At 59.0% G+C, this 24,181-nt stretch carries 22 protein-coding genes; 12 read left to right on the top strand and 10 right to left on the bottom strand.

What is annotated here, in order from left to right; genetic code table 11:
* The first annotated feature begins 7 nt into the window (after positions 1-7).
* Both cobT and ACF8YQ_RS01020 read left to right on the top strand, forming a co-directional pair.
* A complete protein-coding gene (cobT, locus tag ACF8YQ_RS01025; protein WP_396622348.1) occupies positions 8-1,066 on the top strand; it encodes a nicotinate-nucleotide--dimethylbenzimidazole phosphoribosyltransferase in 1,059 nt (352 codons plus the stop codon).
* A gap of 4 nt (positions 1,067-1,070) precedes the next feature.
* Positions 1,071-1,670 carry a histidine phosphatase family protein gene (locus ACF8YQ_RS01020; RefSeq protein WP_396622347.1) on the top strand — a complete coding sequence of 200 codons (600 nt, stop codon included), beginning with the start codon at positions 1,071-1,073 and terminating at the stop codon, positions 1,668-1,670.
* On the opposite strand, the gene cobU is transcribed toward ACF8YQ_RS01020, so the two are convergent.
* Positions 1,654-2,184: a bifunctional adenosylcobinamide kinase/adenosylcobinamide-phosphate guanylyltransferase gene (gene cobU, locus ACF8YQ_RS01015; protein ID WP_396622346.1), complete on the bottom strand. Its 531-nt coding sequence runs from the start codon at positions 2,182-2,184 to the stop codon at positions 1,654-1,656. The two genes, ACF8YQ_RS01020 and cobU, sit on opposite strands and share 17 nt — an antisense overlap.
* 141 nt (positions 2,185-2,325) lie before the next feature.
* On the opposite strand from cobU, the gene ACF8YQ_RS01010 reads away from it, so the two are divergent.
* The 5 genes from ACF8YQ_RS01010 to ACF8YQ_RS00990 all read left to right on the top strand — a co-directional run bounded on the left by ACF8YQ_RS01010 (position 2,326) and on the right by ACF8YQ_RS00990 (position 8,082).
* On the top strand, positions 2,326-4,203 hold the full coding sequence (locus ACF8YQ_RS01010) for a putative nucleotidyltransferase substrate binding domain-containing protein (protein WP_396622345.1): 1,878 nt from the start codon (positions 2,326-2,328) through the stop codon (positions 4,201-4,203).
* Positions 4,196-4,918, top strand: coding sequence for a 3'-5' exonuclease (locus ACF8YQ_RS01005; RefSeq protein ID WP_396622344.1), 723 nt, complete (start codon positions 4,196-4,198; stop codon positions 4,916-4,918). The genes ACF8YQ_RS01010 and ACF8YQ_RS01005 overlap by 8 nt, the downstream gene beginning before the upstream one ends.
* 251 nt (positions 4,919-5,169) lie before the next feature.
* Positions 5,170-5,748 carry a QsdR family transcriptional regulator gene (locus ACF8YQ_RS01000; RefSeq protein WP_396622343.1) on the top strand — a complete coding sequence of 193 codons (579 nt, stop codon included), beginning with the start codon at positions 5,170-5,172 and terminating at the stop codon, positions 5,746-5,748.
* An 81-nt stretch (positions 5,749-5,829) separates the two neighbouring features.
* Positions 5,830-6,414: a hypothetical protein gene (locus ACF8YQ_RS00995; RefSeq protein ID WP_396622342.1), complete on the top strand. Its 585-nt coding sequence runs from the start codon at positions 5,830-5,832 to the stop codon at positions 6,412-6,414.
* 93 nt (positions 6,415-6,507) lie between these two features.
* Positions 6,508-8,082: a methyl-accepting chemotaxis protein gene (locus ACF8YQ_RS00990; RefSeq protein WP_396622341.1), complete on the top strand. Its 1,575-nt coding sequence runs from the start codon at positions 6,508-6,510 to the stop codon at positions 8,080-8,082.
* Between the two features lie 74 nt (positions 8,083-8,156).
* On the opposite strand, the gene ACF8YQ_RS00985 is transcribed toward ACF8YQ_RS00990, so the two are convergent.
* The 3 genes from ACF8YQ_RS00985 to ACF8YQ_RS00975 all read right to left on the bottom strand — a co-directional run bounded on the left by ACF8YQ_RS00985 (position 8,157) and on the right by ACF8YQ_RS00975 (position 12,315).
* Positions 8,157-9,551 carry a sodium-dependent transporter gene (locus ACF8YQ_RS00985; protein WP_011783817.1) on the bottom strand — a complete coding sequence of 465 codons (1,395 nt, stop codon included), beginning with the start codon at positions 9,549-9,551 and terminating at the stop codon, positions 8,157-8,159.
* A gap of 169 nt (positions 9,552-9,720) precedes the next feature.
* The gene (locus ACF8YQ_RS00980; protein ID WP_396622340.1) at positions 9,721-11,295 is read right to left on the bottom strand and encodes a PAS domain-containing methyl-accepting chemotaxis protein; all 1,575 of its coding nucleotides are present in this window, start codon (positions 11,293-11,295) and stop codon (positions 9,721-9,723) included.
* 147 nt (positions 11,296-11,442) lie between these two features.
* On the bottom strand, positions 11,443-12,315 hold the full coding sequence (locus tag ACF8YQ_RS00975; RefSeq protein ID WP_011783815.1) for a carboxylate/amino acid/amine transporter: 873 nt from the start codon (positions 12,313-12,315) through the stop codon (positions 11,443-11,445).
* Between the two features lie 168 nt (positions 12,316-12,483).
* On the opposite strand from ACF8YQ_RS00975, the gene ACF8YQ_RS00970 reads away from it, so the two are divergent.
* A complete protein-coding gene (locus tag ACF8YQ_RS00970; RefSeq protein WP_396622339.1) occupies positions 12,484-13,920 on the top strand; it encodes an MATE family efflux transporter in 1,437 nt (478 codons plus the stop codon).
* Here the strand turns inward: ACF8YQ_RS00970 and ACF8YQ_RS00965 are convergent.
* A complete protein-coding gene (locus ACF8YQ_RS00965) occupies positions 13,881-14,900 on the bottom strand; it encodes a GGDEF domain-containing protein (protein WP_396622338.1) in 1,020 nt (339 codons plus the stop codon). The genes ACF8YQ_RS00970 and ACF8YQ_RS00965 overlap by 40 nt on opposite strands.
* A 249-nt stretch (positions 14,901-15,149) precedes the next feature.
* Here ACF8YQ_RS00965 and ACF8YQ_RS00960 point away from each other — a divergent pair, with 249 nt between their 5' ends.
* Positions 15,150-16,277: an HD-GYP domain-containing protein gene (locus ACF8YQ_RS00960; protein ID WP_396622337.1), complete on the top strand. Its 1,128-nt coding sequence runs from the start codon at positions 15,150-15,152 to the stop codon at positions 16,275-16,277.
* A 1-nt stretch (position 16,278) separates the two neighbouring features.
* On the opposite strand, the gene fghA is transcribed toward ACF8YQ_RS00960, so the two are convergent.
* Both fghA and ACF8YQ_RS00950 read right to left on the bottom strand, forming a co-directional pair.
* On the bottom strand, positions 16,279-17,124 hold the full coding sequence (gene fghA, locus ACF8YQ_RS00955; RefSeq protein WP_396622336.1) for an S-formylglutathione hydrolase: 846 nt from the start codon (positions 17,122-17,124) through the stop codon (positions 16,279-16,281).
* Positions 17,125-17,157: 33 nt separating this feature from the next.
* Positions 17,158-17,589 (bottom strand): CBS domain-containing protein, encoded by a 432-nt coding sequence (locus ACF8YQ_RS00950; protein ID WP_199453529.1) that lies wholly within the window; start codon positions 17,587-17,589, stop codon positions 17,158-17,160.
* Positions 17,590-17,787: 198 nt separating this feature from the next.
* On the opposite strand from ACF8YQ_RS00950, the gene ACF8YQ_RS00945 reads away from it, so the two are divergent.
* Together ACF8YQ_RS00945 and ACF8YQ_RS00940 are read left to right on the top strand one after the other, a co-directional pair.
* Positions 17,788-19,149, top strand: coding sequence for a sodium:alanine symporter family protein (locus ACF8YQ_RS00945; RefSeq protein ID WP_224851582.1), 1,362 nt, complete (start codon positions 17,788-17,790; stop codon positions 19,147-19,149).
* Between the two features lie 184 nt (positions 19,150-19,333).
* Positions 19,334-19,987 carry a peroxiredoxin gene (locus ACF8YQ_RS00940; protein WP_396622335.1) on the top strand — a complete coding sequence of 218 codons (654 nt, stop codon included), beginning with the start codon at positions 19,334-19,336 and terminating at the stop codon, positions 19,985-19,987.
* Positions 19,988-20,070: 83 nt separating this feature from the next.
* On the opposite strand, the gene ACF8YQ_RS00935 is transcribed toward ACF8YQ_RS00940, so the two are convergent.
* Genes ACF8YQ_RS00935 through ACF8YQ_RS00925 form a run of 3 tightly spaced genes read right to left on the bottom strand, consistent with a single transcriptional unit; the run spans position 20,071 to position 22,557 of the window.
* Positions 20,071-20,853 carry a MetQ/NlpA family ABC transporter substrate-binding protein gene (locus ACF8YQ_RS00935; RefSeq protein ID WP_022993421.1) on the bottom strand — a complete coding sequence of 261 codons (783 nt, stop codon included), beginning with the start codon at positions 20,851-20,853 and terminating at the stop codon, positions 20,071-20,073.
* A gap of 19 nt (positions 20,854-20,872) precedes the next feature.
* The gene (locus tag ACF8YQ_RS00930) at positions 20,873-21,550 is read right to left on the bottom strand and encodes a methionine ABC transporter permease (protein ID WP_014420171.1); all 678 of its coding nucleotides are present in this window, start codon (positions 21,548-21,550) and stop codon (positions 20,873-20,875) included.
* Positions 21,550-22,557, bottom strand: coding sequence for a methionine ABC transporter ATP-binding protein (locus tag ACF8YQ_RS00925; RefSeq protein ID WP_014420170.1), 1,008 nt, complete (start codon positions 22,555-22,557; stop codon positions 21,550-21,552). Before ACF8YQ_RS00925 ends, ACF8YQ_RS00930 begins: the two co-directional genes overlap by 1 nt.
* Positions 22,558-22,757: 200 nt before the next feature.
* Between ACF8YQ_RS00925 and ACF8YQ_RS00920 the strand changes: the two genes are divergently transcribed.
* Positions 22,758-24,173 (top strand): HDOD domain-containing protein, encoded by a 1,416-nt coding sequence (locus tag ACF8YQ_RS00920; RefSeq protein ID WP_396622334.1) that lies wholly within the window; start codon positions 22,758-22,760, stop codon positions 24,171-24,173.
* The last annotated feature ends 8 nt before the right edge of the window (positions 24,174-24,181 follow it).

Here is a 24,181-nt window from a genome sequence, read left to right as displayed (position 1 = left end):
CATCGCCATGGCACTGCCCGACAGCTGGCTCACGTCTCCCCCACGGCCCTCGGTTCAGCACACAGCACTTGCCGCCGAGCGTCAGCAGGTGCTCACAAAGCCACCCGGCTCTCTCGGGCAGCTGGAACAGCTCGCCATCAGTCTGGCGGGCCTGCACGGCACCGACAGACCCAGCGTTGATCCGGCGCGAATGGTGGTGTTTGCCGGCGATCACGGCGTTTGCGCTGAAGGCGTTTCCGCATTTCCTCAGGCTGTCACCGCCCAGATGATCGCCAATTTTGCCAGCGGCGGCGCCGCCATCAGCGTGATGGCCGAGGAACTCGGTGCCAGTCTGGAAGTGGTCAACCTGGGTACCGTTGGCGAAGTACCGGAATTACCAGGCGTCATAGATCAGATTATCGCCCCTTCCACGGCCAACATGGCAGAATCACCGGCCATGTCTTCGCGCCAGCTTGAATCCGCGCTCTCCAGTGGCGACGAAGCCGCCAGGCGCGCTGCAAACGCCGGCTGCAGCCTGTTTATTGGCGGCGATATGGGCATTGGCAACACCACCAGTGCCGCCGCACTGGCCTGCGCTTTACTGAATCAGCAGCCCGCCATCCTCGTTGGCCCGGGCACCGGGCTGAACTCCGAGGGCGTTGCCCGCAAGGCCCGGGTGGTTGAGAAGGCCTTGCACCGACATGGTCCCGACCGGGACCCGCTGACGGTACTGGCCTCTCTGGGAGGCTTTGAAATAGCCGCACTGACCGGCGCCATCCTGGGGTGCGCCGCGCGCCGGATCCCGGTTCTGGTGGACGGTTTTATTGTCTCAGTCGCTGCACTGGTGGCCGTGCATCAACAACCGGCTGCGCGCGAGTGGCTTCTGTTTGCGCATCGGTCAGCCGAACCCGGCCACACTGCCGTGCTGGAGGCACTTGATGCCTCGCCGCTTCTGGATCTTGGCATGCGCCTGGGAGAAGGCAGTGGTGCCGCCGTTGCCGTTCCCCTGTTACGCGCCGCCTGCGCGCTGCATAACCGGATGGCCCGTTTTACCGACGCTGGCGTCAGTGGCAAATCGGAAGAATAGCCCTATGACCACCACAGTAATCGACCTGATACGCCACGGCGAACCGGAAGGCGGCCAGATGTTCCGGGGCAGTAAAGACGACCCCTTGAGCGTCACCGGGTGGCAACAGATGATAGCTGCCATCGCAGAGAGTGATCAGTGGGATGCCATCGTCAGTTCACCCATGCAACGATGCCAGCGTTTTGCCCAGCAACTGGCCGAAGAACACAGAATTCCACTGCATATCGAAGAAGATCTCAGGGAGATCGGCTTTGGTGAGTGGGAAGGGTTGACCGCTGGGCAGATCCAGGAGCGCTATGGGGATCTTCTTAACCACTTCTGGCAGGACCCCATCAACTGCCTCCCCCCCGGCGGTGAAGCTGTGACGGATTTCTACCAGCGCACTATTGACGGTTTTGATCGATGGCAGCAAACACTTGCCGGCAAACGGGTCTTGGTGGTCTGCCACGGAGGCGTGATCCGCATGGTGCTGGCCAATGTATTGGGCATTCCGCTGGAGAGATCATTCACCGGCTTTGCCGTGCCTTACGCCTGCCGCAGCCGGATACAGGTGGACCAGTCCGAATTCGGTGTCTTTCGCAGCCTGATCAGCCACCAGCCTTGAGGGTAAGTGGCAAACCCGCCACGGCCATCACCACCTCATCACAACGCTGGGCCAGGGCCTGATTGAGCCAGCCCAGCTCATCCGCAAAGCGACGGGTCAGCGGATCCATGCCGATGGTCCCGAGCCCCACTTCGTTGGTCACAATGACCAGGGAGCCAGGATAGACCTCAACCGCCTCAAGAAAGGCCGCCCGTTCGGGCTGGAACAAGGCGCCGTCGGCAAACAGCAGATTGCTCAGCCACAGGCTCATACAGTCCACCAACAGCAACGGCGGTTCTTCCGGGCCGCTGGCATACTCTGATAATACCTGACCCAGACGCAGCGGCTCTTCAGCAAGCTGCCAGTGGTCCGGCCGCAGTTCCTGGTGACGCTGGATACGCAGTGCCATTTCACCATCGCCTGCAGTGGCGGTCGCCACATAAACCACGTCGTTGCCGGCCGCTTTGGCCCTCTGCTCAGCCAGCCCGGTCTTACCGGAGCGAATCCCGCCGGTTACCAGTAACTTATTGACCATAAACCTTTCTCCAACCAGCGCCATTCTCGCCGCCAAGGTACACCAACCGGACAGACAACTGCTATAGTTTGGCCAGACTCCGGAAACGGCGGCACCGCAATCGCCGGCTTCAGAACAAGACCGATCAACCCTGGAGAGCCCATGCAGGCCGAGCTGCTCGACATCCGCAACCACATCGCCCAGCACGCCCCCTTCGACGAAATGCCCGAAGAACTGCTCGACCGCATCGTCACTGGCATCGAAGTGGTCTATTACCGGGCCGGCACCCAGATTCTTGAGCTGGGCCAGCAGAACTACTGGTTGCACTACATCCGCAGTGGTGCGGTGGAAATCTTCCGGCGCTCCGGCGAGCTTTACAACCGCATCGGTGAGGGCGAAATCTTTGGCCAGTTTGGCCTGCTGCGCAATCAGAAAGTGCGCTTTCCGGCCAAAGCCATCGAAGACTGCCTGATCTACAAAATCCCCTACGAGACCTTCCAGCATCTGTGGGAAAACGACGAAAACTTCGCGGATTTTGTCGAGATTGAAGACCACAGTCGCCTGCGTTCGGCGGTCTCGCGCCGGTACAAATCCAACGAACTGATGTCCGCCAAGGTCACCCGGCTAATCGCCCGCGAGCCAGTCTCCGCCCCAACCACCGTGCGCCTGCAGGAAGCCGCCCGGATCATGACCGACAACGGCGTGTCGGCCCTGCTGCTGATGGACGAAAGTGGGGAGTCACCCCGGCTCAAGGGCATCATCACCGACCGGGATCTGCGCACCCGGGCGGTCACCAACGCACTGCCATCAGAAACCCCCATCAGCGAGATCATGTCCGAAGGGCTGATTACCATCAGCGCCCGCAGCTACATCTTCGAAGCCATGCTTACCATGCTGCACAATAACGTGCACCATCTGCCAGTGATGGAAGACCATGAAGTGCGCGGCGTTATCGCGCTGTCCGACATCGTCAAATACGAGAGCCAGAGCAGCCTGTACCTGGTGAGCAACATCTACCACCAGAACGACGTCAAAGGCCTGAAGAAAATCAGCCGCGAAGTGCGCGACAGCTTCGTGCGCATGGTGAATGAAGACGCCAACTCCCACATGATCGGCAGCGCCATGGCTGGCATCGGCCGAAGCTTCAGTCAGCGCCTGCTGGAGCTGGGCGAGGAAAAACTCGGCCCGCCACCCATCCCGTATTGCTTTATGGCCCTGGGCTCCATGGCCCGGGACGAACAGCTGGTGGTTACCGACCAGGACAACGCCATGGTGCTGGACGACAGCTTCATCCCGGAAGAGCACGACGAGTACTTCCTGGCCCTGGCCAAATTTGTCTCCGACGGCCTGGCTGAATGCGGCTACACCTACTGCACCGGTGACATCATGGCCACCAATCCGAAATGGCGACAACCGCTGAGCGTGTGGAAGGATTACTTCACCGACTGGATCGACAACCCCAAAGCCGAAGCCCTGCTCAACAGCAACATCTTCTTCGACCTGGACGGCATCTACGGCGAAACCGACTATGCTGAACAGCTGAAAACCCTGATCGTGAACAAGGCCAGCAACAGCCAGCGCTTCCTTACCTTCCTGGCCCGCAATGCCCTGAACCGCACGCCGCCCCTGGGCTTCTTCCGCACCTTCGTCCTGGAAGAAGACGGCAAACACCAGAAAACCTTCAACCTCAAACGCCGCGGCACCGCACCGGTTTCTGACCTCATCCGGGTGCACGCCCTGGCCTGCGGTTCCCGCTCCCAGAACTCCTTCGAACGCCTGCGCGACATCGCCAAAACCAAACTCATGCTGGACGACGATGCCGGCAACCTGCGGGATGCCCTGGAATTCATCTCCATCGTCCGCATCCGCCATCAGGCCCTGGCCATTGAAGAGGGCCGCGAGCCAGACAACAACGTGCGCCCGGAAGACCTGTCGCCGTTTGAACGCAGCCATCTGAAAGACGCCTTCCAGGTCGTCAGCAACGCCCAGAAATTCCTGCGCTTCCGCTACAACGCCGGGGGAGCCACCCGGAATGTCTAGCTTGATCAAAAGCGGCAACAGCAAGCAGAACTGGCCAGAGAATTACCGCAAAGGCGCCGAACAGGCAAAAGACGCCAGAATCCGCGCCTTCTACGAATCCGGCTGCCCAAGTCCGGACACCCCGATCCGGGACGTCCCGTTACTGGCCCTGGACTTCGAGACCACCGGCCTGGAAGCCGACCAGCATTCCATCGTCAGCATCGGCCTGGTGCCCTTCACCCTGGAAGGCATCCAGCTCGGCCAATGCTGGCACCAGGTGGTTCGCCCCAGACTGCCCCTGCACAAAACCTCTGTGACCATCCACGGCATTACCCACAGCGAAATCGAAAACGCCCCGGACCTGGAAGATGTCCTCGACCCACTGTTCGAACACCTCAATGCTCGCATTCCCGTAGTGCACTACCGCAACATCGAACGCCCGTTCCTGAATACCGCCCTGCAATGGCGCCTGAACGAACAACTCCGCTTCCCGGTCATCGACACCATGGCCATCGAAGCCCACCTGCACCCGGACCGCAACCCCGGCCGCTGGCAGCAACTGATGGGCAAAAAACCGATCTCCATCCGCCTGGCCGACAGCCGGCTCCGCTACGGCCTGCCGCACTATGCCTCCCATAACGCCCTGATCGACGCCATCGCAACAGCCGAGCTACTACAAGCCCAGATAATGCACCACTTCAGCCCCGATACGCCCATCGGCGATTTATGGGTGTGATTCAACAAGCACTCTGATAACAACTCTGGGTTTGGTATGAGCGGCCGGGGTGTTCCCTCCAAAAATTTCGGAGGCCATGGATGGCCGGAGAGAAGCGCACATGGATGTGCTCGTAGCGGTTTTTGGAGGGGACACCCCGGCTGCTCATGCACCTCACCATGCAGGCTATAAACCAGACTCGTGGACTGCCAGCCATAGCCCCAAGCCCCGGCAACCGATAGAATGTCCCCAAACCAGCCAAAGGGACCGAAGTGACCACACCAACCACCAAAACCACCCCCCTGGACGCCTTCCGTCGCGCCAGAAGAATGTGGCTAAAAGGGGAAAAAATCAGCCTGGCCGCCCTCGCCGACGACCTCCACATCGGCCGCGCCACCCTGTTCCGCTGGGTCGGCAACCGCGACCTGCTGATTGGCGAAATCCTCTGGTCGCTCTACGAACCCCTTTACAAAGAAGCCCGGGAAATCACTCCCGGCCACGGCGTAGATTACGTCGTTGGCGTGTTCCGGCACATCAACACCACCATCCTGCACTTCTCGCCGCTGCGTAAATTCCTGCACCAGGACCCGGAATACGCCCTGAAAATGCTCACCTCATCCCACTCCACGCTGCACGCCCGCACCGTAGAAGTAAACACCCGCTTACTCAAAGACGAAGTCCGGGCAGGCCATCTAAGTCCGCCCATGAACATCCAGAGCCTGTCCTACTTCATGGTACGCATCGCCGAATCCTGCCTCTACAGCGACATCATCGGCGGACGCGAACCCCAAGAAGACGAACTCGAAGACGCCTGCACCGCCGTGCGGATACTGCTGGGCGGAAAAGTCTGACGTACCGACTGGCAAGGCGCCCATGTGAAAGCTACTCTGATACCCAAGCCCCGAAGGAACATGATCGCAAAGGAGCGCCTCATGACACATACCACAAGCAACTATCGCCGTTTGACTACCACAGTGCTGGCGCTGGCCTGTTTGCTACTGTCACCCCTCAGTTTCAGCCAGTCACTGAGTGAAAGCGATGTCCAGGCCTTCATCCGAAGCATGCAGGCCATGCAACCGCTGCAGGATAAATATCAGGACGCATTCGATGCCGAAGAGGACGACGCAGACGACGACATCGACTTCTCACGCTTGATGTCAGACGGTATCCTCAGAATGAAAGGTCATCCGGCCTACAACGAAGTCGAAAGCCTGGTAAAGCAACAGGGCTTCAGCAATATCGAAGATTGGGCAAGTATCGGCGACAAAGTCATGCAGGCCTGGTTTGCTCTGGAAATGGGTGCCCAGAGCCCACAAATCCAGGCTGAAATGAACGCCGCAATGGCGGAAATCGAAAACAACCCCAATATGTCGGAAGCACAGAAAGCCCAGATGCGCGCCATGATGCAACAGGGGATGTCCGCCATGGCCACAGGCGCGTCAGCGCCGGAAGCCAACAAAAATGCAGTCAGGCCTTACATGGACCAACTCAAGGCCGTGATGGATACGGAGGAATAGCAGACTGCGGAGTTCAGGGCAGCGGCCTTTGGCAACGGGTTATTAGCGCTATTCTGTTTACAAATGCACATTGTCGGTCAGGAGACGCACCGAATGTCACTCTCTTCTTCGCTCAACAATATCTCGGTCGGCAAAAAGCTCTCAGCCAGCTTTGCTCTGCTAGTGATAATGGCCGCAGTGATTGCCGGTTCAGCCATCAACATTTTCTCAGAATACAATCAGCGCTCCATGATTGTGGCCGGAGCGGGCTCTGCCGAAAGCGCCTTGCTCGAAATGCGCATTGAAGAACGGAACTTCCAGCTGACCAGAAATGAGCGACACCGGCAAGCGGCCGAAGGCTTGCTAAATGATGCCATCGACACACTACAGGAGTTGCGCAAAGTCTTCATTGTGCCCAACGATCATGCCCGGGTGGACTTTATTGCTGACGAGGGCAAAGCCTATTCTGCGCAACTTTCCGAGCTGGCCCGTAACCTCGACGCAAACCAAGCCACCATAGATACCATCGCGGACAAACTGAAGCAAAGTGGCATTGCAATGGTCGACAAAGCCGATGAACTTCAGCAAATCCAGGAAACCCGGATGAAGGAGCAGTACAGCACCGCGATTACCACACTCCTCACCATCACTCTCGTAGCTCTGCTAGTGGCGGTCATGATCGCCTGGTTCATGATTCGCTCCATTACCGCACCCATCCGTGAGGCGGTCGAAGTGGCCAACCGGGTCGCAGACGGTGACCTTACCGTGCGTGTCGAAAGCCAGCGGGGCGATGAGTTCGGCGCTCTGTTGTCCGCCTTCTCCACCATGGTCACCAAACTCCGGGATCTGATCCAGCAGATTGGCAGCGACTCCTCCGGCATTGCCTCCGCCTCGGAGGAACTCTCTGCAGTGACCGACCAGACCCGCCGTGGGGTCTCGGACCAACGGGACCAGACTGATCAGGTCGCCACCGCCATGAACGAAATGGTCGCGACGGTAAACGAGGTGGCCAAGAGCGCAGAGTCCGCCTTTGAGGCAGCCCAAATGGCCAGCCAGACCTCCGGTGAGGGCGAGGCGGCGGTATCCCAGACCCTGACCTTTGTGACCGACCTGAACACCAACCTGCAGGAAGTCATGTCGCAGTTGCACGGCTTACAGGGTGATATTCAGAACATCGGCACCGTGCTGGATGTGATCAAATCCGTGGCCGAGCAAACCAACCTGTTGGCCCTGAATGCGGCCATCGAAGCCGCCCGGGCCGGCGAACAGGGTCGGGGCTTTGCGGTGGTGGCCGATGAAGTCCGCTCCCTTGCCCAGCGTACCCAGAGCTCGGCCCAGGAAATCGAGACCCTGATCACCAACCTGGTCACCAGCTCGGAAGGCTCCGTCAAAACCATGGAAGCCGGTACCGAACTGGCCGGTCAAACCCTGCAACGGGCCGAGCATGCCGGTGTCACCATTCGCGAAATGGCCCAGGCCGTTAACGACATCCGGGAATACAATAGCCAGATCGCGACCGCAGCAGAACAGCAGTCGTCGGTTGCGGAAGACATCAACCAGAACGTCACACTGATCCGGGATGTCGGCGAACAAAGCGCCGCTTCCACCGAGCAGGTATCCGCCGCCAGTGAGGAGTTGGCCCGCATGGCCGAAGGGCTCAGCGTTCGGGTCGGGCAATTCAAACTTTAGAAAACGTAAAACAAAAAAGCCGACACCCGAAGATCAGGTGTCGGCTTGTTCTGTCAGGCCCAGGGGGCCAGGCTTCAGGCCGTCAGGTTGTAAACAAACACGATCGCCACGGCAATCGGGGTCACAAACCGGATCAGGTTGTACCACAGGCTGAACGCGCCACCCTGCAGGGCCAGGTCGCTCTTCAGCGATTCCTTGGCCACAAACCAGCCCACAAAAATGGCGGTCAGCAGGCCAGACAGTGGCAGCATGATGTTGGCGGTGAAGTAGTCCAGCAGGTCGAACACCGTCTTGCCTTCAAAGGCGGCAAACATGCCCAGCGGCGTCACATCAGACCAGACGTTCAGGGACAGAATGGACACAATGCCCAGCGCCCAGCACAGCACGCCCACCAGAATAGCGCTGCCGGTGCGGGCCAGGCTGGTTTTCTCTTCAACCCACTCAACCACCGGCTCCAGCAGGGAGATACCGGAGGTCCACGCCGCAAACAGCAACAGCACAAAGAACAGGGTGCCGAACAGGCTGCCCATGGGCATGTTACCGAACGCCAGGGGCAGGGTCTGGAAGATCAGGCCGGGGCCGGCACCGGCTTCCAGGCCGTTGGCAAACACCACCGGGAAAATGGCCAGGCCCGCCAGCAGTGCCACCACAGTATCCATGATCGCCACGCTGACGGCGGTGCGGCCGATGGAGACATCACGGCCCAGGTAGGAACCGTAAGCCATCATGATGGCCATACCCAGGCTCAGGGTGAAGAAGGCGTGCCCCAGGGCAACCAGTACGCCTTTCACCGTCAGTGCCTCAAAATTCGGGGTGAACAGGAAGCTGACCGCCTCGCCGAAATGGCCGGTCGTCGTCGCATAACCAACCACCAGCAACAACAGCAGGAACAGCGCCGGCATCAGAATAGTGACCGCGCGTTCCAGGCCGCCTTTCAGGCCCCGGGAAACCACCAGCACCACCAGCGCCATGAACACCGTGTGCCAGGCCAGCAGCTGGATCGGGCTGCCAAGAAGGCCACCGAACAGCTCACCCACGGATTCTGCGGTACCGCCGGTGAAATCGCCCATCGCCGCGTGGCCAATGTAGGACGCCGCCCAGCCACCGATGACCGAGTAGAACGACAGAATGATGAACGCGGCCAACATGCCGACAATGGCTGACACGCGCCAGGCCGGCGAGGCCAGGTTGCGCTCCGCCACCAGGCGGAAACTGGTGATGGGGTTATGACGACCGTTCCGGCCTATAAACACTTCCGCCATCATGATGGGGATACCGATGATGGCAATACAGAGCAGGTACACCAGAACGAAGGCACCACCGCCGTTCTCGCCGGTGACATAGGGGAACTTCCAGATATTACCGAGACCAACCGCGGAACCGGTGGCCGCCAGAATAAACGCGAACTTGGAAGACCAGAGTCCGCGAGCCCCGTTCCCGCTGTCTGCTGCGGAGTTGGACTGAGTCATGTGTTTGCTTCCTGTGCTTTTGGCTGAGGAAAATACGAATTGTCAGATCGCCCGGCACGAGGTGCGGGCTGTTGGGGCGGGATTCTGCCAGCACTGGCAGCATGATGCCAGTGCTGAGGGGTGCGTGCCGGGAGAATTCATCGTCCCCGGCGCGGCCCGGGAATGCTAATCATCGGGTTTTACTGACAAATCGGGCAATCAGGTCTTTCAGGCCGCCAGCCATCTGGCTCAAAGTATCGCTGCTCTGTTTTGCCGCATCCGCCTGTTCATCACTCTGGTCAGCCAGGCTGGCAATATTCACCACCTGTCGATTGATCTCATCAGAGACCTGGCTCTGCTCTTCAAACGCCGCGGACATGGTGATAAAGCTCTCGGAGATACGATCCACCGAGCTGACGATGGCATTAAGCGCATCGGCCGCGCCCTGCACCCGGTTCAGGCCATCACTGGCAATCTTTTCGCCGGCGCGGACAGCGTTCACGGTTTCATCCACCTGGGCTCGGAAATCCTCAATTACCTCATGTATGCGTACCGTCGACTGCCGGGTACGCTGTGCCAGCGAGCGCACTTCATCAGCCACCACGGCAAAACCCCGGCCCTGTTCTCCGGCCCGGGCTGCTTCAATGGCGGCATTGAGGGCCAGGAGGTTGGTCTGATCGGCGATTTCGCTGATCAGATCCGCCGCCTCGCCAATGCTGCGGGTGGATTCGCCCAACCGCCCCACCGAGTCACCAATGCCCTGAACCTGGTTTACCAGTTGCTGGATGGCACCCAGTGCCTCACCACTGCGCTCGCTACCCTCATGGGCCTGGCGATTGGCTTGTTCCGCTTCCCGGGCGTTGTGATTAACGGACTCGGCCACTTCCTGGATGGAGACGGTCATTTCGTTGATGGCAGAGGCGGTCTGGTCCGTTTCGGCCCTTTGTCGGGCAATGGCCACCGCACCTTCGGTGATATAACCATGCGACGCCTGTACCTGCTCCAATAATTGCTCAGCCTGATCATCAATGCGGGCCAGTGCGGTTCGGATTCGCGCCTCCTCACTCACCAGCAGCAATGCCAGCCGCGACATCAGTCCACGCTCATCGCTGTAGGTGCGGGCGACGATGGGATCCTGGAAGGCATCCGGACGCAGCGCCAGCAGGCCCACAAGCCGGTTCGAGATGGAGGAGAACACCAGACCGAAGCCCAGCAGGTGGCCAGCCACCACCAGAAGCACAGCCAACGTCGGCCGATCAAGCGCCAGAGCGCCCAGGCTCAGGCCCAAGGATAATGCAAATGGCCAACCGGAGCGTGCCATGGACAGCGCCTGGTTGCGCCAACCCGACGTCAGTCGACCTTCGGCAATCTTGCGATACAGGCGTTCTGCCCGGGCAATCTGCTCCCGTGTAGCGGCGACACGCACCGATTCATAGCCCACCATCTGGCCATTTTCCCAGATTGGCGTAGCGTAGGCGCTCACCCAGTAATGATCACCGGACTTCGCCCGGTTTTTCACCACCCCCATCCAGGCCTTGCCGGCTTTCAGGTATTCCCACATATCGGCAAATACCGCCGGGGGCATATCCGGGTGCCGGATCAGGTTGTGGGCCTGGCCGATCAGTTCGTCCCGGCTGTAACCGCTGATGGTGACAAAGTCATCATCGCAATAGGTAATCACCCCTTTGAGAGTGGTGGTACTGATCAGTCGCATCCCTTCAGGTATGCGGATCTCACGCTGGGTGACAGGCAGGTTCTTGCGCATGGGGAACTGTTCGTCCGTTGGCTCGATAGAATTTCACGGCAACAGCTTAGTTATAGATATATATCAATGAAATAGCGAATAGGTTACGCCGTGTCCTATTGGTGTAACGGCAACAGTGCACGGCACTTTAGAAAAAAGGCTGCTAGCTCAGGATGATGCGACAAGCTTTGCCCTGGGATGATAGCGAGCATTCACCCACAGAGAGAACCCGATCACCACTCCACCAACGGCAAGGCGCAGCAGATCTGCGTCCCGATTCCAGATCAACAGATTCACCAGCAGGCCGGCGGGTACAAGGGCATTGTTCATCACCGCCAGGGTGCCAGCATCCACCTTGCAGGCACCGCGGTTCCACAGGTACAGCCCCAGGCCGGACGCCGCCAGGCCCAGCCAGGCAAGAATGCCCCACTGCAAGGGCGTTGAGGGCAACTTGTCCGGATTACCGAAAATCAGGAAAGAGGGCAGCGCGATAATCAAGGCGCCAAAGAAGAAATAACCGAAGGTGCGATACCCCGGCAGCGCCAGAGGATAACGTTGCATCACGTGCTTGTAGCCTACCTGCCCGGCGGCGAAGGTGAAGTTGGCCACCTGCAGCAACAGGAACCCGGTAATGAAATCCTCACTGAGGCCATCATATCGAATAATACCGGCCCCCAGTGTGGCAATGGCCGCGGCCAGCAAGGCCACCGGCGAAAACCGGCGGGCCAGGGCATCATCCACCAGGGTTACGTACAGGGGGGTAAAAATGGTGAACAGCAACACTTCCGGCACCGTCAGGTAGCTGAACGAGCGATACAGGCACAGATAGGTGATGCCGAACTGCAGCATACCGGTCACCAGTATGCCCAGCTTCATCCCGGAGGGAACGCCGCGCCAGCGGGTAAACGGCAGGAACACCAGGGCTGCCAGCAAGACTCGGCTCAATACCGCGAAGTCGCTATCTACCCGGCCAGCCAGGAATTCGCCGATCAGGCTGAACGAAAAGGCCCAGAGCACGGTAACCAGAACCAGTAAGACCATTGATTGCATCACCCCTGTTGTATGCCGGGCGCCTACTTTACTGCTTTACGGTGGGTTTTGCAGCGGTGGCAGGCGGGGAAACCCCTATAAGCGGGAGTCTGCCGGTTGAGGTACCATGGCCGGTCCTGCACGAGTGCCACGTGACTATCCCGGAAAGACCAGAGCGCCATGGACGAAACCCATCAGCCATTACCCGAAGTCCGCCAACCGCTGATTCAGCGCACGCTCGCCGAGTGGAAAACCCTGGCCCTTCTGGGCGGTCCGATTCTGATTGCCCAGGTGGCACAGATGGCCAATGGTGTGATCGATACCGTGATGGCAGGCCACGCCAGTGCCGAAGATCTCGCAGCCGTGGGTATCGGCAGCAGCCTGTGGATGCCCCTTTTCCTGTTCTTCATGGGCATGCTCGGCGCCTTGCAGCCGATCATTTCCGGCTACAACGGCGCTCGGACAACCCATAAGATCATGCCCGCCACCTGGCAGGGCATCTACATTGCGGCGGGCGGTACCGTGGTGATGGCTCTGCTGCTAACCAATGTCCACCCCATCCTGGCCCTGCTGAAACTCGACCCGCACACCGCCGGCATCACCCAGGGTTATCTGGACGCCTTTGCCTGGGGCATACCCGCCCTGTTGCTGATTAACGCCCTTCGGGGCCTGACCGACGGCCTGGGACATACCCGGGTGATCATGGCGTTTTCCGTGCTCAGCACCCTGATCAACCTGCCACTGAACTACATCTTCATTTACGGCAAACTCGGGCTTCCCGCCATGGGTGGCATCGGCTGTGGCTGGGCCACATCCATCTCCAATGGTGTCGCCGCCGTCGCCATGCTGATCTACCTGAACCGCAGCGAGACCTTCCGCCAGTTTCATCTGATTGCCGATTGGGTCAAGCCCGACTGGGCTGGCATTCGCTACATCCTGCGCATCGGCGTGCCCATCGGCTTCACCATCTTCGTGGAAGCCAGCATGTTTGCGGTAATCGCGCTGTTCCTGGCGCCGCTGGGGCCAGTGGTGGTTGCCGGGCATCAAATTGCCCTGAATGTGGTATCGCTGCTGTTCATGCTGCCGCTGAGCATCGGCATGGCGCTGACCCTTCGGGTCAGCTTTCTGGTGGGTGCACGAGCCCCGGATTCCGCCCGGCTCATCTCCCGCAGTTCGCTGATTCTGGCCTCGGCCATCGCACTGCTGTTCGCCACCCTGCTGTTCGTGTTCTCCGGCGCCATTGCCAGCCTGTATTCCGGCGATGCCGAGGTTCAGGCCGTCACCATTCGGCTGCTCACCTTCGCCGCCATGTTCCAGATTGCCGATGTTATCCAGGTAACCTGCATCAGCGCCCTGCGCGGCTACAAGGACACGCGCATTCCCATGTTTATCATGCTGTTTTCGTTCTGGGGGGTGGGCCTGCCGCTGGGGTATGTACTGACATTTACCGACTGGCTGTGGCCGGCGCTGGGCGCTGCAGGCTTCTGGGTAGGACTGACCGCCGGACTGACCTCCGCCAGCCTGTTACTTGGCTGGCGCCTGTTTCGTTTTCAGCCACCACCGGTTGATGAAAACAATCAACCCGCAGCCGTGGGCACCGGCTCCGGCATGGGCTGACCAATCTCCTCGGCATAGACAATCCGGTCGCGCCCGGTTTCCTTGGCGGTGTACAGGGCATTATCGGCCCGGGCCAGCCAGCTTTCCACACTCTCGCCATGGCCCAGCAGGGCCACGCCAAATGAGGCGGTTACCGGCCCGCCGGGGTGTTTCATGTATTTGCGCAGCACCTGCTGAAGATTGTTCATGACCGCCCTGAGGTTGACGCCATCCACACCTGGCAACAGCAGGACAAACTCCTCGCCACCATACCGGAACAGCTGGTCGGAACGGCGGGTATTGCTCTCCAGCAGGGCCACCAGCTCGGTGAGCACATCGTCACCTACACCATGGCCATACTCATCGTTGATCTTCTTGAAGTGGTCGATATCCAGCAACACCAGAGCATAGGGCAGGCCGGAACGCTCGGCATTCGCAGCGGCCACATCCAGCTCTTCATCCATCGAACGGCGGTTCTTTACGCCGGTCAGCGGGTCGATGGTGGCCAGTTGCTCCAGGCGCCGGCGCTGGCTATGGTTTCGGTGGGCAAAAACATAGGCGCAGGCACTGACCACCACCGCGGTAGAGGAGAATGACCACATCTGTTCCTGGCTGCTGAAGGCCAGCCCTACCACCATCATCGCCAGGATAGCGGACAGGTTAATACCCACCGCAATTCTCGGGCCGACCAGGAAGAAGGTGGTTACCAGGCAGGGATACAACCAGAACAACCCCGGATCCCCGACAATGCTGCCAACCACCACAGCACCGTAGGACGAAATAATCGCCATGGCCAGGCCCGTCCTGCGGGTATCACCCGTTAACCAGGCGTAAGCCATACTCAACGCAATACCGCCCAGAATCGCGCTATCCACCACGCCCGCCAGCAGGTTGCCCTGCATAAACCGCAGCACCGCGAACGGCGTGATGCCCACCAGCCCGCTGATGCCCAGCAAGGTAATGATGGATAAACGAAAATCGTTTTTCAGACGGTGAAACATGCAGCTCTGGATCCGACAAAAGTCTTATTTAGCATCCAAGAATAGCGCAAGCTTTTCAAACGGTCGTTCCAGGGCAACGATTCTTAACAAATCTACCACCAAAAGCGACACAATGTGACCTGCATCACGCTTTGCTTTTCTCTAATATTCCAACGTAATCCACTTTATAATCGTCCAGGCAACGATCATTAGCTTCAAACCTATTGGCCAGCCATACTATCGCGTACCGCCGGCAGAACCAGGAACATTGTGTCTAACTCACTGATAAGAATAGCCCCCGGGGCACTCACCATCGGCAAGCCCCTGCCCTGGGACGTTTTCGACGCAGAAGGCAATATTCTTCTGCGCCAGGGCTATGTGATTCAGACCAACGGTCAGCTGGAGCAACTGTTTGAACGAGGGCGATTCAAGCCCCGGAAGATTGAGCGGCCGAAAGAGGAAGCGTTTGAAGACCTGCGCCAGCGGAATCCGTTTGCGGAATACGGTGACCTGCTGACAACGTTGGAAGCCACGCTCAAGGCCATTACCTCGGAAGATCCCACCGCCCAGAAACGCCTGCTGGGCCTGTGCCGAATGCTGGATAAAACCTGCCAGGAAGCACCCGACGCCAGTCTGGCGCTGGTGCACCTGTATTCCATCAGCCCCACCATCCATGAACAGATTCTGTTCTACGGCATTCTGTGTCACTTCATCGCCCGCCAGTTCGGGCTGGAAGAAAAACGAGCCACCGTGCTCACCGCCGCCGCCCTGACCGCCAACCTCGCGCTGGTGCCTGTGGCGGATCAGCTCAACGCTTCCAACAAGGTGCTCACGGACGATCAGCGCGCGGTGATTCGTAAACACCCTTTGCGCAGCATTGAAGCGCTGAAGTCTGCCGGCATCAGCAACAAGCTGCTGCTCCGGATTATTGCCCAGCACCACGAGCAGGCGGATGGCTCCGGCTATCCGGAGGGCCTCAGTGGCGGGGAAATCCTGCCGGAAGCGGAAATTCTGGCTCTGTCTGAACGCTATGTGGCGATGATTACCAAACGGGCCTACCGCAACCGGATGAACATCACCGAGGCTCGCAAGCTCATCGCCACCCTGGCGGATGGCAAGTTCCGGCCGGCCATCCCGCGTTCATTGCTGCAGGTACTGGGCGATCATCCCCCGGGCATGCTGGTCCGGCTGGTGAATAACGAGGTGGGGGTGGTCACCCGCCGGGCGGATCGTACCCGGGGACCTTTCGTGAAGGCGATCTTCGGCCCCCAAGGCAACCGCTACAGCGGCACCTTTGAGCGCGATACCAGCCTGCTGGAATACAACGTGCGTGCGCCAGAAGAGCCCGAGATCATGCCATCCATGGACTTCAGCATGCTCTGGGGCTTCCGCTCCTGACTCAGATCAGCCCCAGTGCCCGGGCATGATGGTTCAGGTGGTCATCAATAAACGAGGCGATAAAGAAGTAGCTGTGGTCATAGCCCCGATGCATACGCAGGTTCAGGTGATGGTGGAATTTCTCGCACACATCGGCCAGGGCATCCGGGTTCAGTTGGCTGTCCAGAAACTCATCGGCCGTACCCTGGTCCACCAGTAGCGGCAACCGTTCCTTTGCGGTCGGAATCAGCATGGTGGCATCCCAGGCTTCCCATGCCGACTGATCTTCACCCAGATATCCGGTAAACGCCTTCTGGCCCCAGGGGCAGGCCATGGGGTTGGCAATTGGTGCAAAGGCCGATACCGACTTGTAATACCCCGGGTTCTTCAAAGCCGCAATCAGGGCCCCGTGCCCACCCATGGAATGGCCACTGACCGAACGTTCGCCGTTCAACGGCAGCTCGTTTTCCACCAGCTGCGGTAGCTCCTTGACCACATAATCATACATCCGGTAGTGCGGCGCCCAGGGCTGCTGGGTCGCGTTCACATAGAAGCCTGCTCCGGAGCCGAAATCATAGCTGTCATCCTCGCCAGGCAGATTCACGCCCCGGGGGCTGGTATCCGGGCAAACAATGGCCAGGCCCAGCTTTGCCGCCAGTTTCTGGGCGCCGGCTTTCTGCATGAAATTCTGATCGGTGCAGGTGAGGCCCGACAACCAGTACAGCACCGGCACCTCTTTGGCCTGAGCACCCAGCGCCGCAGGAGGAAGAAACACCGCAAATTCCATGTCGCACTCCAGGGTAGCGGAGGTATGGCGATAGCGGCGGTGTTCTCCGTCGAAACAGACGTTGGTGGATAACAGGTCCATAGATCCCCCCGGAGTTAAGGATGTGGTTAGCGATTAGTCTTCAGCCCCGGCATAGCTGGGTTTGTCGATACTGAAACCGGACTTGGCAAATTCCGCCAGAATGGCAGTACGCGTTACGATACCAACCAGTTTGCCATGATCAACCACCGGGTACACTTTTGGCTTACCGGCCCCCAGATTCTGGGCCAGATCCACCACCGACATGTCCGGCGATACCGTCATCGGCTGCCGGAACATCACGTCATCCACAAGGGGATCACCTTCGTGGTGGTAGTTGCTGACCAGCAGCGAGTGTATACAGTCCTGTTCCGAGACAAAGCCCAGCACACGGCGATGATCATCCACCACCGGCAAACCGGTAACATGATTGGCCAGAAGGGCTTTCACCACCCTGGTGACCGGCGTACCACAGCGTATCGGTTCAATGTGGTTCCACATCACTTCAGATATTTTCAATGAGCGCATCAATAACTTCCTTTCAGACAGAATAACGGTGCCCGATTGAGCACTTCCATACCCTAAACATAGGCAAAGCACACAGAAATGAAAAACCGGCGTTATGAAAACGGTTTACATCGGATAATTGTCGACTAAACTCAATGGGTTATGCCCTTTCAGGGCTCAATAATCCTGATTCATCCGTGGTAAACAGTGGGAGAACCCATGGAAGCCATTTCCAATTTTGTAAGTGAAATCAACGGACTGGTATGGGGCCCTCCCATGCTGGTGATGATTCTGGGCGTCGGCCTGTTTCTGAGTATTGGCCTGAAATTGATGCCGATCATGAAACTGGGGGCCGGTTTTCGCCTGATGTGGAGCGGCCGGGCCCGCGGTGACGAGGACGACGGCGATATTCCCCCGTTCCAGGCCCTGATGACCGCACTGTCTGCCACCGTGGGTACCGGTAATATTGCCGGCGTTGCGACCGCAGTCTTCCTAGGCGGCCCCGGTGCGCTGTTCTGGATGTGGCTCACAGCCCTGGTGGGCATGGCCACCAAATACTCCGAGGCGGTGCTGGCGGTTCGTTTCCGGGAAGTGGACGAGCGCGGCAACCACGTGGGCGGGCCCATGTACTATATCCGTAACGGTCTGGGCAGCAAGTGGGCCTGGCTGGGTATCCTGTTCGCAGTGTTTGCCTCGGTGGCCGCCTTTGGCATCGGTAACACGGTTCAGGCCAACTCCGTTGCCGATGTACTGGAAACCAATTTCGGCCTGCCCCACTGGGTAACCGGGGTCATCCTGATGGCACTGGTGGGCATGGTGCTGATTGGCGGCATCAAGCGTATCGGCCAGGTGGCCAGCGCGCTGGTACCGTTCATGGCGGTGTCTTATGTGCTGATTGGTCTGATTGTGCTGGCCATTAACGCCAACCAGATTCCGGAAGCGGTGAGCATGGTGTTCAGCTATGCCTTCAGCCCGGCCGCGGCCGAGGGCGGGTTCGCTGGTGCTGCGGTCTGGGCTGCCATCCGCTTTGGTGTGGCCCGGGGTATCTTTTCCAACGAAGCAGGCCTGGGCTCTGCCCCCATCGCCCACGCTGCGGCGCAAACCAAGAACCCGGTCAAGCAGGGCATGGTGGCCATGCTGGGCACCTTCATCGACACCATTATCGTGTGTTCCATCACCGGCCTGGTGATCATCACCTCCGGTGCCTGGACGTCCGGCGAAACCGGGGCGGCACTGACTTCCCTGGCCTTTGAAACCGGACTGCCGGGCTTCGGCAACTACGTGGTGGCGATTGCCCTGGCGATCTTCGCGTTCACCACCATCATCGGCTGGTCTTTCTACGGCGAGCGCTGTATTGAATTCCTGTTCGGTGTGAAAGCCATTCTGCCTTACCGGGTGCTCTGGATTGTGGCCATTCCGGTGGGCGCCACCATCAACCTGGGCTTTATCTGGCTGGTGGCCGATACCCTGAACGCCATGATGGCACTGCCCAACCTGATTGCCCTGCTGCTGTTGAGCCCGGTGGTGTTCAAACTGACCCGGGAGCATTTCGACAAGCAGAAAGCCCTGGGCGTGAAGTAACACCCTGTTTATGCAAGCTGCTCATAAGGATGTGAGCAAACCGTTGGATGCGCCAGATCAAGTCGCCCTTGTAACTGGCGCATCCAACACCACAGTTACTCGTATACACTGATCAGACAACAACGGCGGGCAACGCCGGCGCAATACACGAATTTGCCAACAACCGTGTCGAAGGAGAGTAAGTATGAGTCTGCGTCTTGGAGATACTGCACCGGATTTTGAACAGGATTCCACCGAGGGCCGCATTCGCTTTCACGAGTGGCTAGGCAACAGCTGGGGCGTACTGTTTTCTCACCCGGCCGACTTTACCCCGGTGTGCACCACAGAGCTGGGCCTGACCGCCAAGCTCAAAGATGAATTTGCCAAGCGTAACGTCAAGGCCATCGCCTTGAGTGTCGACCCGGTGGATTCTCACCACGACTGGATCAAGGACATCAACGAGACCCAGGGCTGCACGGTCAACTTCCCTATCATTGCAGACCACGACCGCCAGGTGTCCGAGAAGTACGACATGATCCACCCGAACGCCAACGACAGCCTGACCGTGCGTTCGCTGTTCATCATCGACCCCAACAAAAAGATTCGGCTGATCATCACCTATCCGGCTTCCACCGGTCGTAACTTCAATGAAGTACTGCGGGTAATCGACTCCCTGCAACTGACCGACGAACACCGCGTGGCCACACCCGGCAACTGGGAAAGTGGCAGTGATGTGGTGATTGTGCCGTCCCTGCAGGATGAAGATGAGATCAAAAAGCGCTTCCCGAAAGGCTACAAAGCCGTGAAGTCCTACCTGCGGATGACACCAGACCCACGTTCCAACTGGAGTGGCGACTGATACCAACGCCATAAACAAAAAGGGCAGCCAAACCGGCTGCCCTTTTTTGTGCCTGAAAGTACCCGAAGGTACTGCTGCTCCGATCAGAACGCCGGAACAACCGCACCTTCATACTTCTCCATAATGAAATCCTTCACCGCATCGGATTTCAACGCATTGGCCAGCTTCTGCATGGCTTCGCTGTCCTTGTTGTCCGGACGGGCGACCAGGATGTTCACGTACGGCGACTCAGAGCCTTCAATCACCAGGGCATCCTCAGACGGGTTCAGACCCGCTTCCAGCGCGTAGTTGGTGTTGATCAGTGCCAGGTCCACCTGGTTCAGGATACGCGGCAGGGTCGCCGCTTCCAGTTCCTTGAAGTCCAGGTCTTTGGGGTTGTCGGCAATATCACGCGGGGTCGCAGTGATCTTGCTTTCGTCCTTCAGGGTAATCAGGCCCGCTTTCTGCAGCAACAGCAGAGCACGGCCACCGTTGGTGGGGTCGTTGGGGATGGCCACAACCGCACCTTCTTTCAGCTCGTCCAGAGACTCGATCTTGCTGGAGTAGGCGCCGAACGGCTCCACGTGAACGCCGGTCACAGTCACCAGGTTGGTGCCACGGCCATCGTTGAACTCATCCAGGTACGGTTGGTGCTGGAAGAAGTTGGCATCCATACGCTTCTGATCAACCTGGATGTTGGGCTGCACGTAGTCGGTGAACACCTTCACATCCAGCTCCACACCCTGTTCCGCCAGGGCCGGCTTCACGAATTCCAGCAGCTCGGCGTGGGGTACCGGAGTCGCGGCTACGGACAGTTGTTCTGCCGACGCAGCGGTCGAGAAGGTTGCAACAGCGGCCAGAGCCACCAGAGTTTTCTTCAGGTTCATAACAAATCTCCTGCGTTAATTATTTACGGCTGAAATACAGAACCAGGCGATCGCCCGCCATCTGCAACACCTGCACAAAGATCACCAGCAGGGCCACAGTAATCACCATCACGTCGGTCTGGAACCGCTGGTAACCGAACCGGATCGCCAGGTCGCCAAGGCCGCCGCCACCAATAACGCCAGACATGGCTGCGTAAGACACCAGAGTAATGGCCGTTACCGTAATGCCCGCGATAATGCCGGGAAGTGCCTCCGGCAGCAAGGCACCAAAGATGATCTGTCGGACATTCGCACCCATGGCCTGGGTTGCTTCAATAATGCCCCGGTCCACCTCCCGCAAGGAGGTTTCCACCAGGCGGGCAAAGAACGGAGCACCACCGGCCACCAACGGGGGAATCGCGCCGGCCACTCCCAGGGAGGTGCCGATCAGCATTACCGTGAACGGGATCATCACAATCAGCAGGATGATGAAGGGCACAGAGCGCAGCACATTCACAATAAACGACAGGATGGCGTAGGCCACCGGCTGTTCCAGCAACTGACGCTTGCCGGTCAGGAACAACAGCACTCCTATGGGCAAGCCAATCAATACGCTGAACAACAGCGACATGCCCACCATCACCAGGGTATCCCAACTGGCCCAGCCAATTTCGGCCCAGTCCACGTTCCCCATAAGGCTTTCCATCAAGGCTTCCATCAGCGCACCACCTCCACATGAACTTCAGCGGCTTCCAGCGCTTTCATGGCGACCTCCAGATCGCCGCCCACCAACGACAGGGTCAACTGGCCGTAGGGCGTGTCCTTGATGTGATCAATCCTGCCCGAGAGAATACTGAAATCCACACCGGATTCCCGGGCAACACTGCCCAGCAACGGTTTGTACGTGGATTCCCCCTTGAACGTCAGTCGCAGAATACGACCCTCGGCTTTCTGCAGATCTTCCTGCAACTCATCGCGATCGACGTTTTCGCTTTCGAACACAAAATCCCGGGTGGTCGGGTGCTGGGGGTGCAGAAAGACTTCACTGACCGGCCCCATTTCCACCACACGGCCGGCATCCATCACCGCCACCCGGTCACAGACACGGCGCACCACATCCATCTCGTGGGTAATCAGCACAATAGTCAGGCCCAGTTCCTTGTTGATGTCCGCCAGCAGCTTCAGTACCGACTGGGTGGTTTGTGGGTCCAGGGCGCTGGTGGCTTCATCGCACAGCAAAATAGTCGGTCTGCAGGCCAGAGCGCGGGCAATGCCTACCCGCTGTTTCTGCCCGCCAGACAACTGGGACGGATATTTGTTGGCATGATCGCTCAGGCTCACCCGTGCCAGCAGCTCATCCACCCGACTGCGAATTTCAGCCTTGGAATAAATGCCCGCCAGCTTCATCGGGAAGGCAATATTGTCAGCCACCGTCTTGGACGACAGCAGATTGAAATGCTGGAAAATCATGCCCACTTTGCGTCGGAAGGCCCGCAACTCTGCGGCGCTGTAGCGGGTGATGTCCTCGTCGTCGATCAGGATGCGACCGCCGGTGGAGGGTTCCAGTTTGTTGATCAGTCGGACAAGGGTCGATTTGCCCGCGCCGGAGTGGCCGACGATGCCGAACACCTCACCGGTCTCGATGGTCATACTGGTGGGATGCAGCGCGGGGATCGCCCGGCCAGCCACCTGGTACGACTTTTCTACCTGGTCAAATACAATCACGATCAGTGCCTTGCAGATGCGTCGTTAAAACCGGCGATTATAGCCTATTCAGGGGGCAAACCCGAATCCCGCCCGGTGGCCGGCAGGTGGGTAGTTGCCCTTACACCAAAAGGTACCTGACAGACCCGTCCCGGCTCAGCTAAACTCGTATCCACAAAGAACATTAACAACTGTCCACCATTCCGAGGCGCGCCCCTTCCGTGACTACTCCGTCCGAAACTTCGCCCTCAAGGATGAACTCAACCCAGGCATGGGTTTCCTACCTGAGCAAGGTAGAGTTGCCGGTTTTGGCCAACACCCTCCGGCAGATCAACGAACTGACAGACAGCCGCAACAGTACCGTCAATGAGTTGGCAAACGTGATTCTCAATGATGCCCAGCTCACCTCCCAGGTGCTCCGGTTATCCAACACGGTGTTTTACAACCAGACCCGCACCCAGGTCAGCACGGTCAGCCGGGCCATCACGCTGATCGGCTTTGATGCCGTGAAGTCCATGGCGATTTCGTCTCTGATTGTCGATTCCCTGCTTAAACGCAATGACCGCCCCCACCTGCTGCGATGCCTGGCCAGGGCGATTCATGCCGCGGTACAGGCCCGCTGTCTGATGCCCAAACGCACCGAGCACGCCCTGGAAGAGGTCTTTATCGGCGCTTTGCTGATGAACATTGGGGAACTGGCTTTCTGGTCCTGCGAAACCGAGCAGGCCAGCGAACTTGAAGAGCGCCTGCGGCTGGAAGAGCCCCCGGTCGAGGCCCAGAAAGCGGTGCTGCATACCACCTTTACCGAAATAACCCGTGGGCTGGTGGATGCCTGGTCGCTGGGACCGTTCATCAAGGAAGTGGTAGCGCCGGGAAAAGCCAACTCCATGGCCAGCAGCCTGGTCCGCAACAGCGTCGAAATGGCCCGGGTGTCCGAGAACGGCTGGAGCGGGGCCGAGATGGACAAGGTGCTCGAGAAGCTCTCTGACGACATCGGTGAAACCCCCGCCGCCATCCGTGATCAACTCAAGGTAAACGCCCAGGAAGCCAGCAAAGTGGCGGTTTCTCTGGGCATCCCGCAAGTGACCGCTCTGCTGCCGGGCAACCAGGAGTCAGCCCCCGATACCCAGGCCCCGGCCATGGACTCCGATCTGCAACTGCAGATTCTGCGGGAACTGACCCAGACCCTGGCGGAAAAACCGGACATCAATGAGGTCTGCCAGTTGGTGATTGAGGGGATTCACCGGGCCATCGGCATGCAGCGCGTAGCCCTGTTGATGACCGACCGCTCCGGCGAACTACTGGTACCGCGCAAGGTAGGTGGCCGCGGCACCGAAGAGTGGCGCGAGCACTTTGTCATCAAGAAAGACGGCACCGGGCCCCTTGGGCCGCTGTTGCCCCATGGCACCTGCGCCGTCTATGAACCCCGAAAGCAGACCGAGGGCGTACCCTACGATCGCTGGCTGGGGAAAGTTCCGGCGCTGGCAGGTTCGCTGAAAGCCAAGGGCCGGTTGGTAGGCTTGTTCTACGCAGACAATGCGGCCGCAGGCTATGTGCCATCGGAACAGCAATTGGCGGCGTTTGGCCACTTCATCCAGAACGCCCAGTTGTGCCTGACCCTGATGTCAGTACGCTGACATCGGGG

This window comes from Marinobacter sp. W-8, assembly GCF_044342215.1.
In the GTDB taxonomy this organism is placed as follows: Bacteria; Pseudomonadota; Gammaproteobacteria; order Pseudomonadales; family Oleiphilaceae; genus Marinobacter; species Marinobacter nauticus.
This window is presented reverse-complemented; position numbering and strand designations above follow the sequence as displayed.

What these genes read in the sequence shown, in the direction of transcription:
- ACF8YQ_RS00930 (WP_014420171.1), bottom strand. Translation starts at nt 21,550, where the DNA reads ATGGAAGCCTTGATGGAAAGCCTTATGGGGAACGTGGACTGGGCCGAA.
- ACF8YQ_RS00935 (WP_022993421.1), bottom strand. Translation starts at nt 20,853, where the DNA reads ATGAACCTGAAGAAAACTCTGGTGGCTCTGGCCGCTGTTGCAACCTTC.
- ACF8YQ_RS00975 (WP_011783815.1), bottom strand. Translation starts at nt 12,315, where the DNA reads ATGGTCTTACTGGTTCTGGTTACCGTGCTCTGGGCCTTTTCGTTCAGC.
- ACF8YQ_RS00995 (WP_396622342.1), top strand. Translation starts at nt 5,830, where the DNA reads ATGACACATACCACAAGCAACTATCGCCGTTTGACTACCACAGTGCTG.
- fghA (WP_396622336.1), bottom strand. Translation starts at nt 17,124, where the DNA reads ATGGACCTGTTATCCACCAACGTCTGTTTCGACGGAGAACACCGCCGC.
- ACF8YQ_RS00985 (WP_011783817.1), bottom strand. Translation starts at nt 9,551, where the DNA reads ATGACTCAGTCCAACTCCGCAGCAGACAGCGGGAACGGGGCTCGCGGA.
- ACF8YQ_RS00970 (WP_396622339.1), top strand. Translation starts at nt 12,484, where the DNA reads ATGGACGAAACCCATCAGCCATTACCCGAAGTCCGCCAACCGCTGATT.
- ACF8YQ_RS00965 (WP_396622338.1), bottom strand. Translation starts at nt 14,900, where the DNA reads ATGTTTCACCGTCTGAAAAACGATTTTCGTTTATCCATCATTACCTTG.
- ACF8YQ_RS01010 (WP_396622345.1), top strand. Translation starts at nt 2,326, where the DNA reads ATGCAGGCCGAGCTGCTCGACATCCGCAACCACATCGCCCAGCACGCC.
- ACF8YQ_RS00950 (WP_199453529.1), bottom strand. Translation starts at nt 17,589, where the DNA reads ATGCGCTCATTGAAAATATCTGAAGTGATGTGGAACCACATTGAACCG.
- cobU (WP_396622346.1), bottom strand. Translation starts at nt 2,184, where the DNA reads ATGGTCAATAAGTTACTGGTAACCGGCGGGATTCGCTCCGGTAAGACC.
- cobT (WP_396622348.1), top strand. Translation starts at nt 8, where the DNA reads ATGGCACTGCCCGACAGCTGGCTCACGTCTCCCCCACGGCCCTCGGTT.
- ACF8YQ_RS01005 (WP_396622344.1), top strand. Translation starts at nt 4,196, where the DNA reads ATGTCTAGCTTGATCAAAAGCGGCAACAGCAAGCAGAACTGGCCAGAG.
- ACF8YQ_RS00940 (WP_396622335.1), top strand. Translation starts at nt 19,334, where the DNA reads ATGAGTCTGCGTCTTGGAGATACTGCACCGGATTTTGAACAGGATTCC.
- ACF8YQ_RS01020 (WP_396622347.1), top strand. Translation starts at nt 1,071, where the DNA reads ATGACCACCACAGTAATCGACCTGATACGCCACGGCGAACCGGAAGGC.
- ACF8YQ_RS00990 (WP_396622341.1), top strand. Translation starts at nt 6,508, where the DNA reads ATGTCACTCTCTTCTTCGCTCAACAATATCTCGGTCGGCAAAAAGCTC.
- ACF8YQ_RS00945 (WP_224851582.1), top strand. Translation starts at nt 17,788, where the DNA reads ATGGAAGCCATTTCCAATTTTGTAAGTGAAATCAACGGACTGGTATGG.
- ACF8YQ_RS00980 (WP_396622340.1), bottom strand. Translation starts at nt 11,295, where the DNA reads ATGCGCAAGAACCTGCCTGTCACCCAGCGTGAGATCCGCATACCTGAA.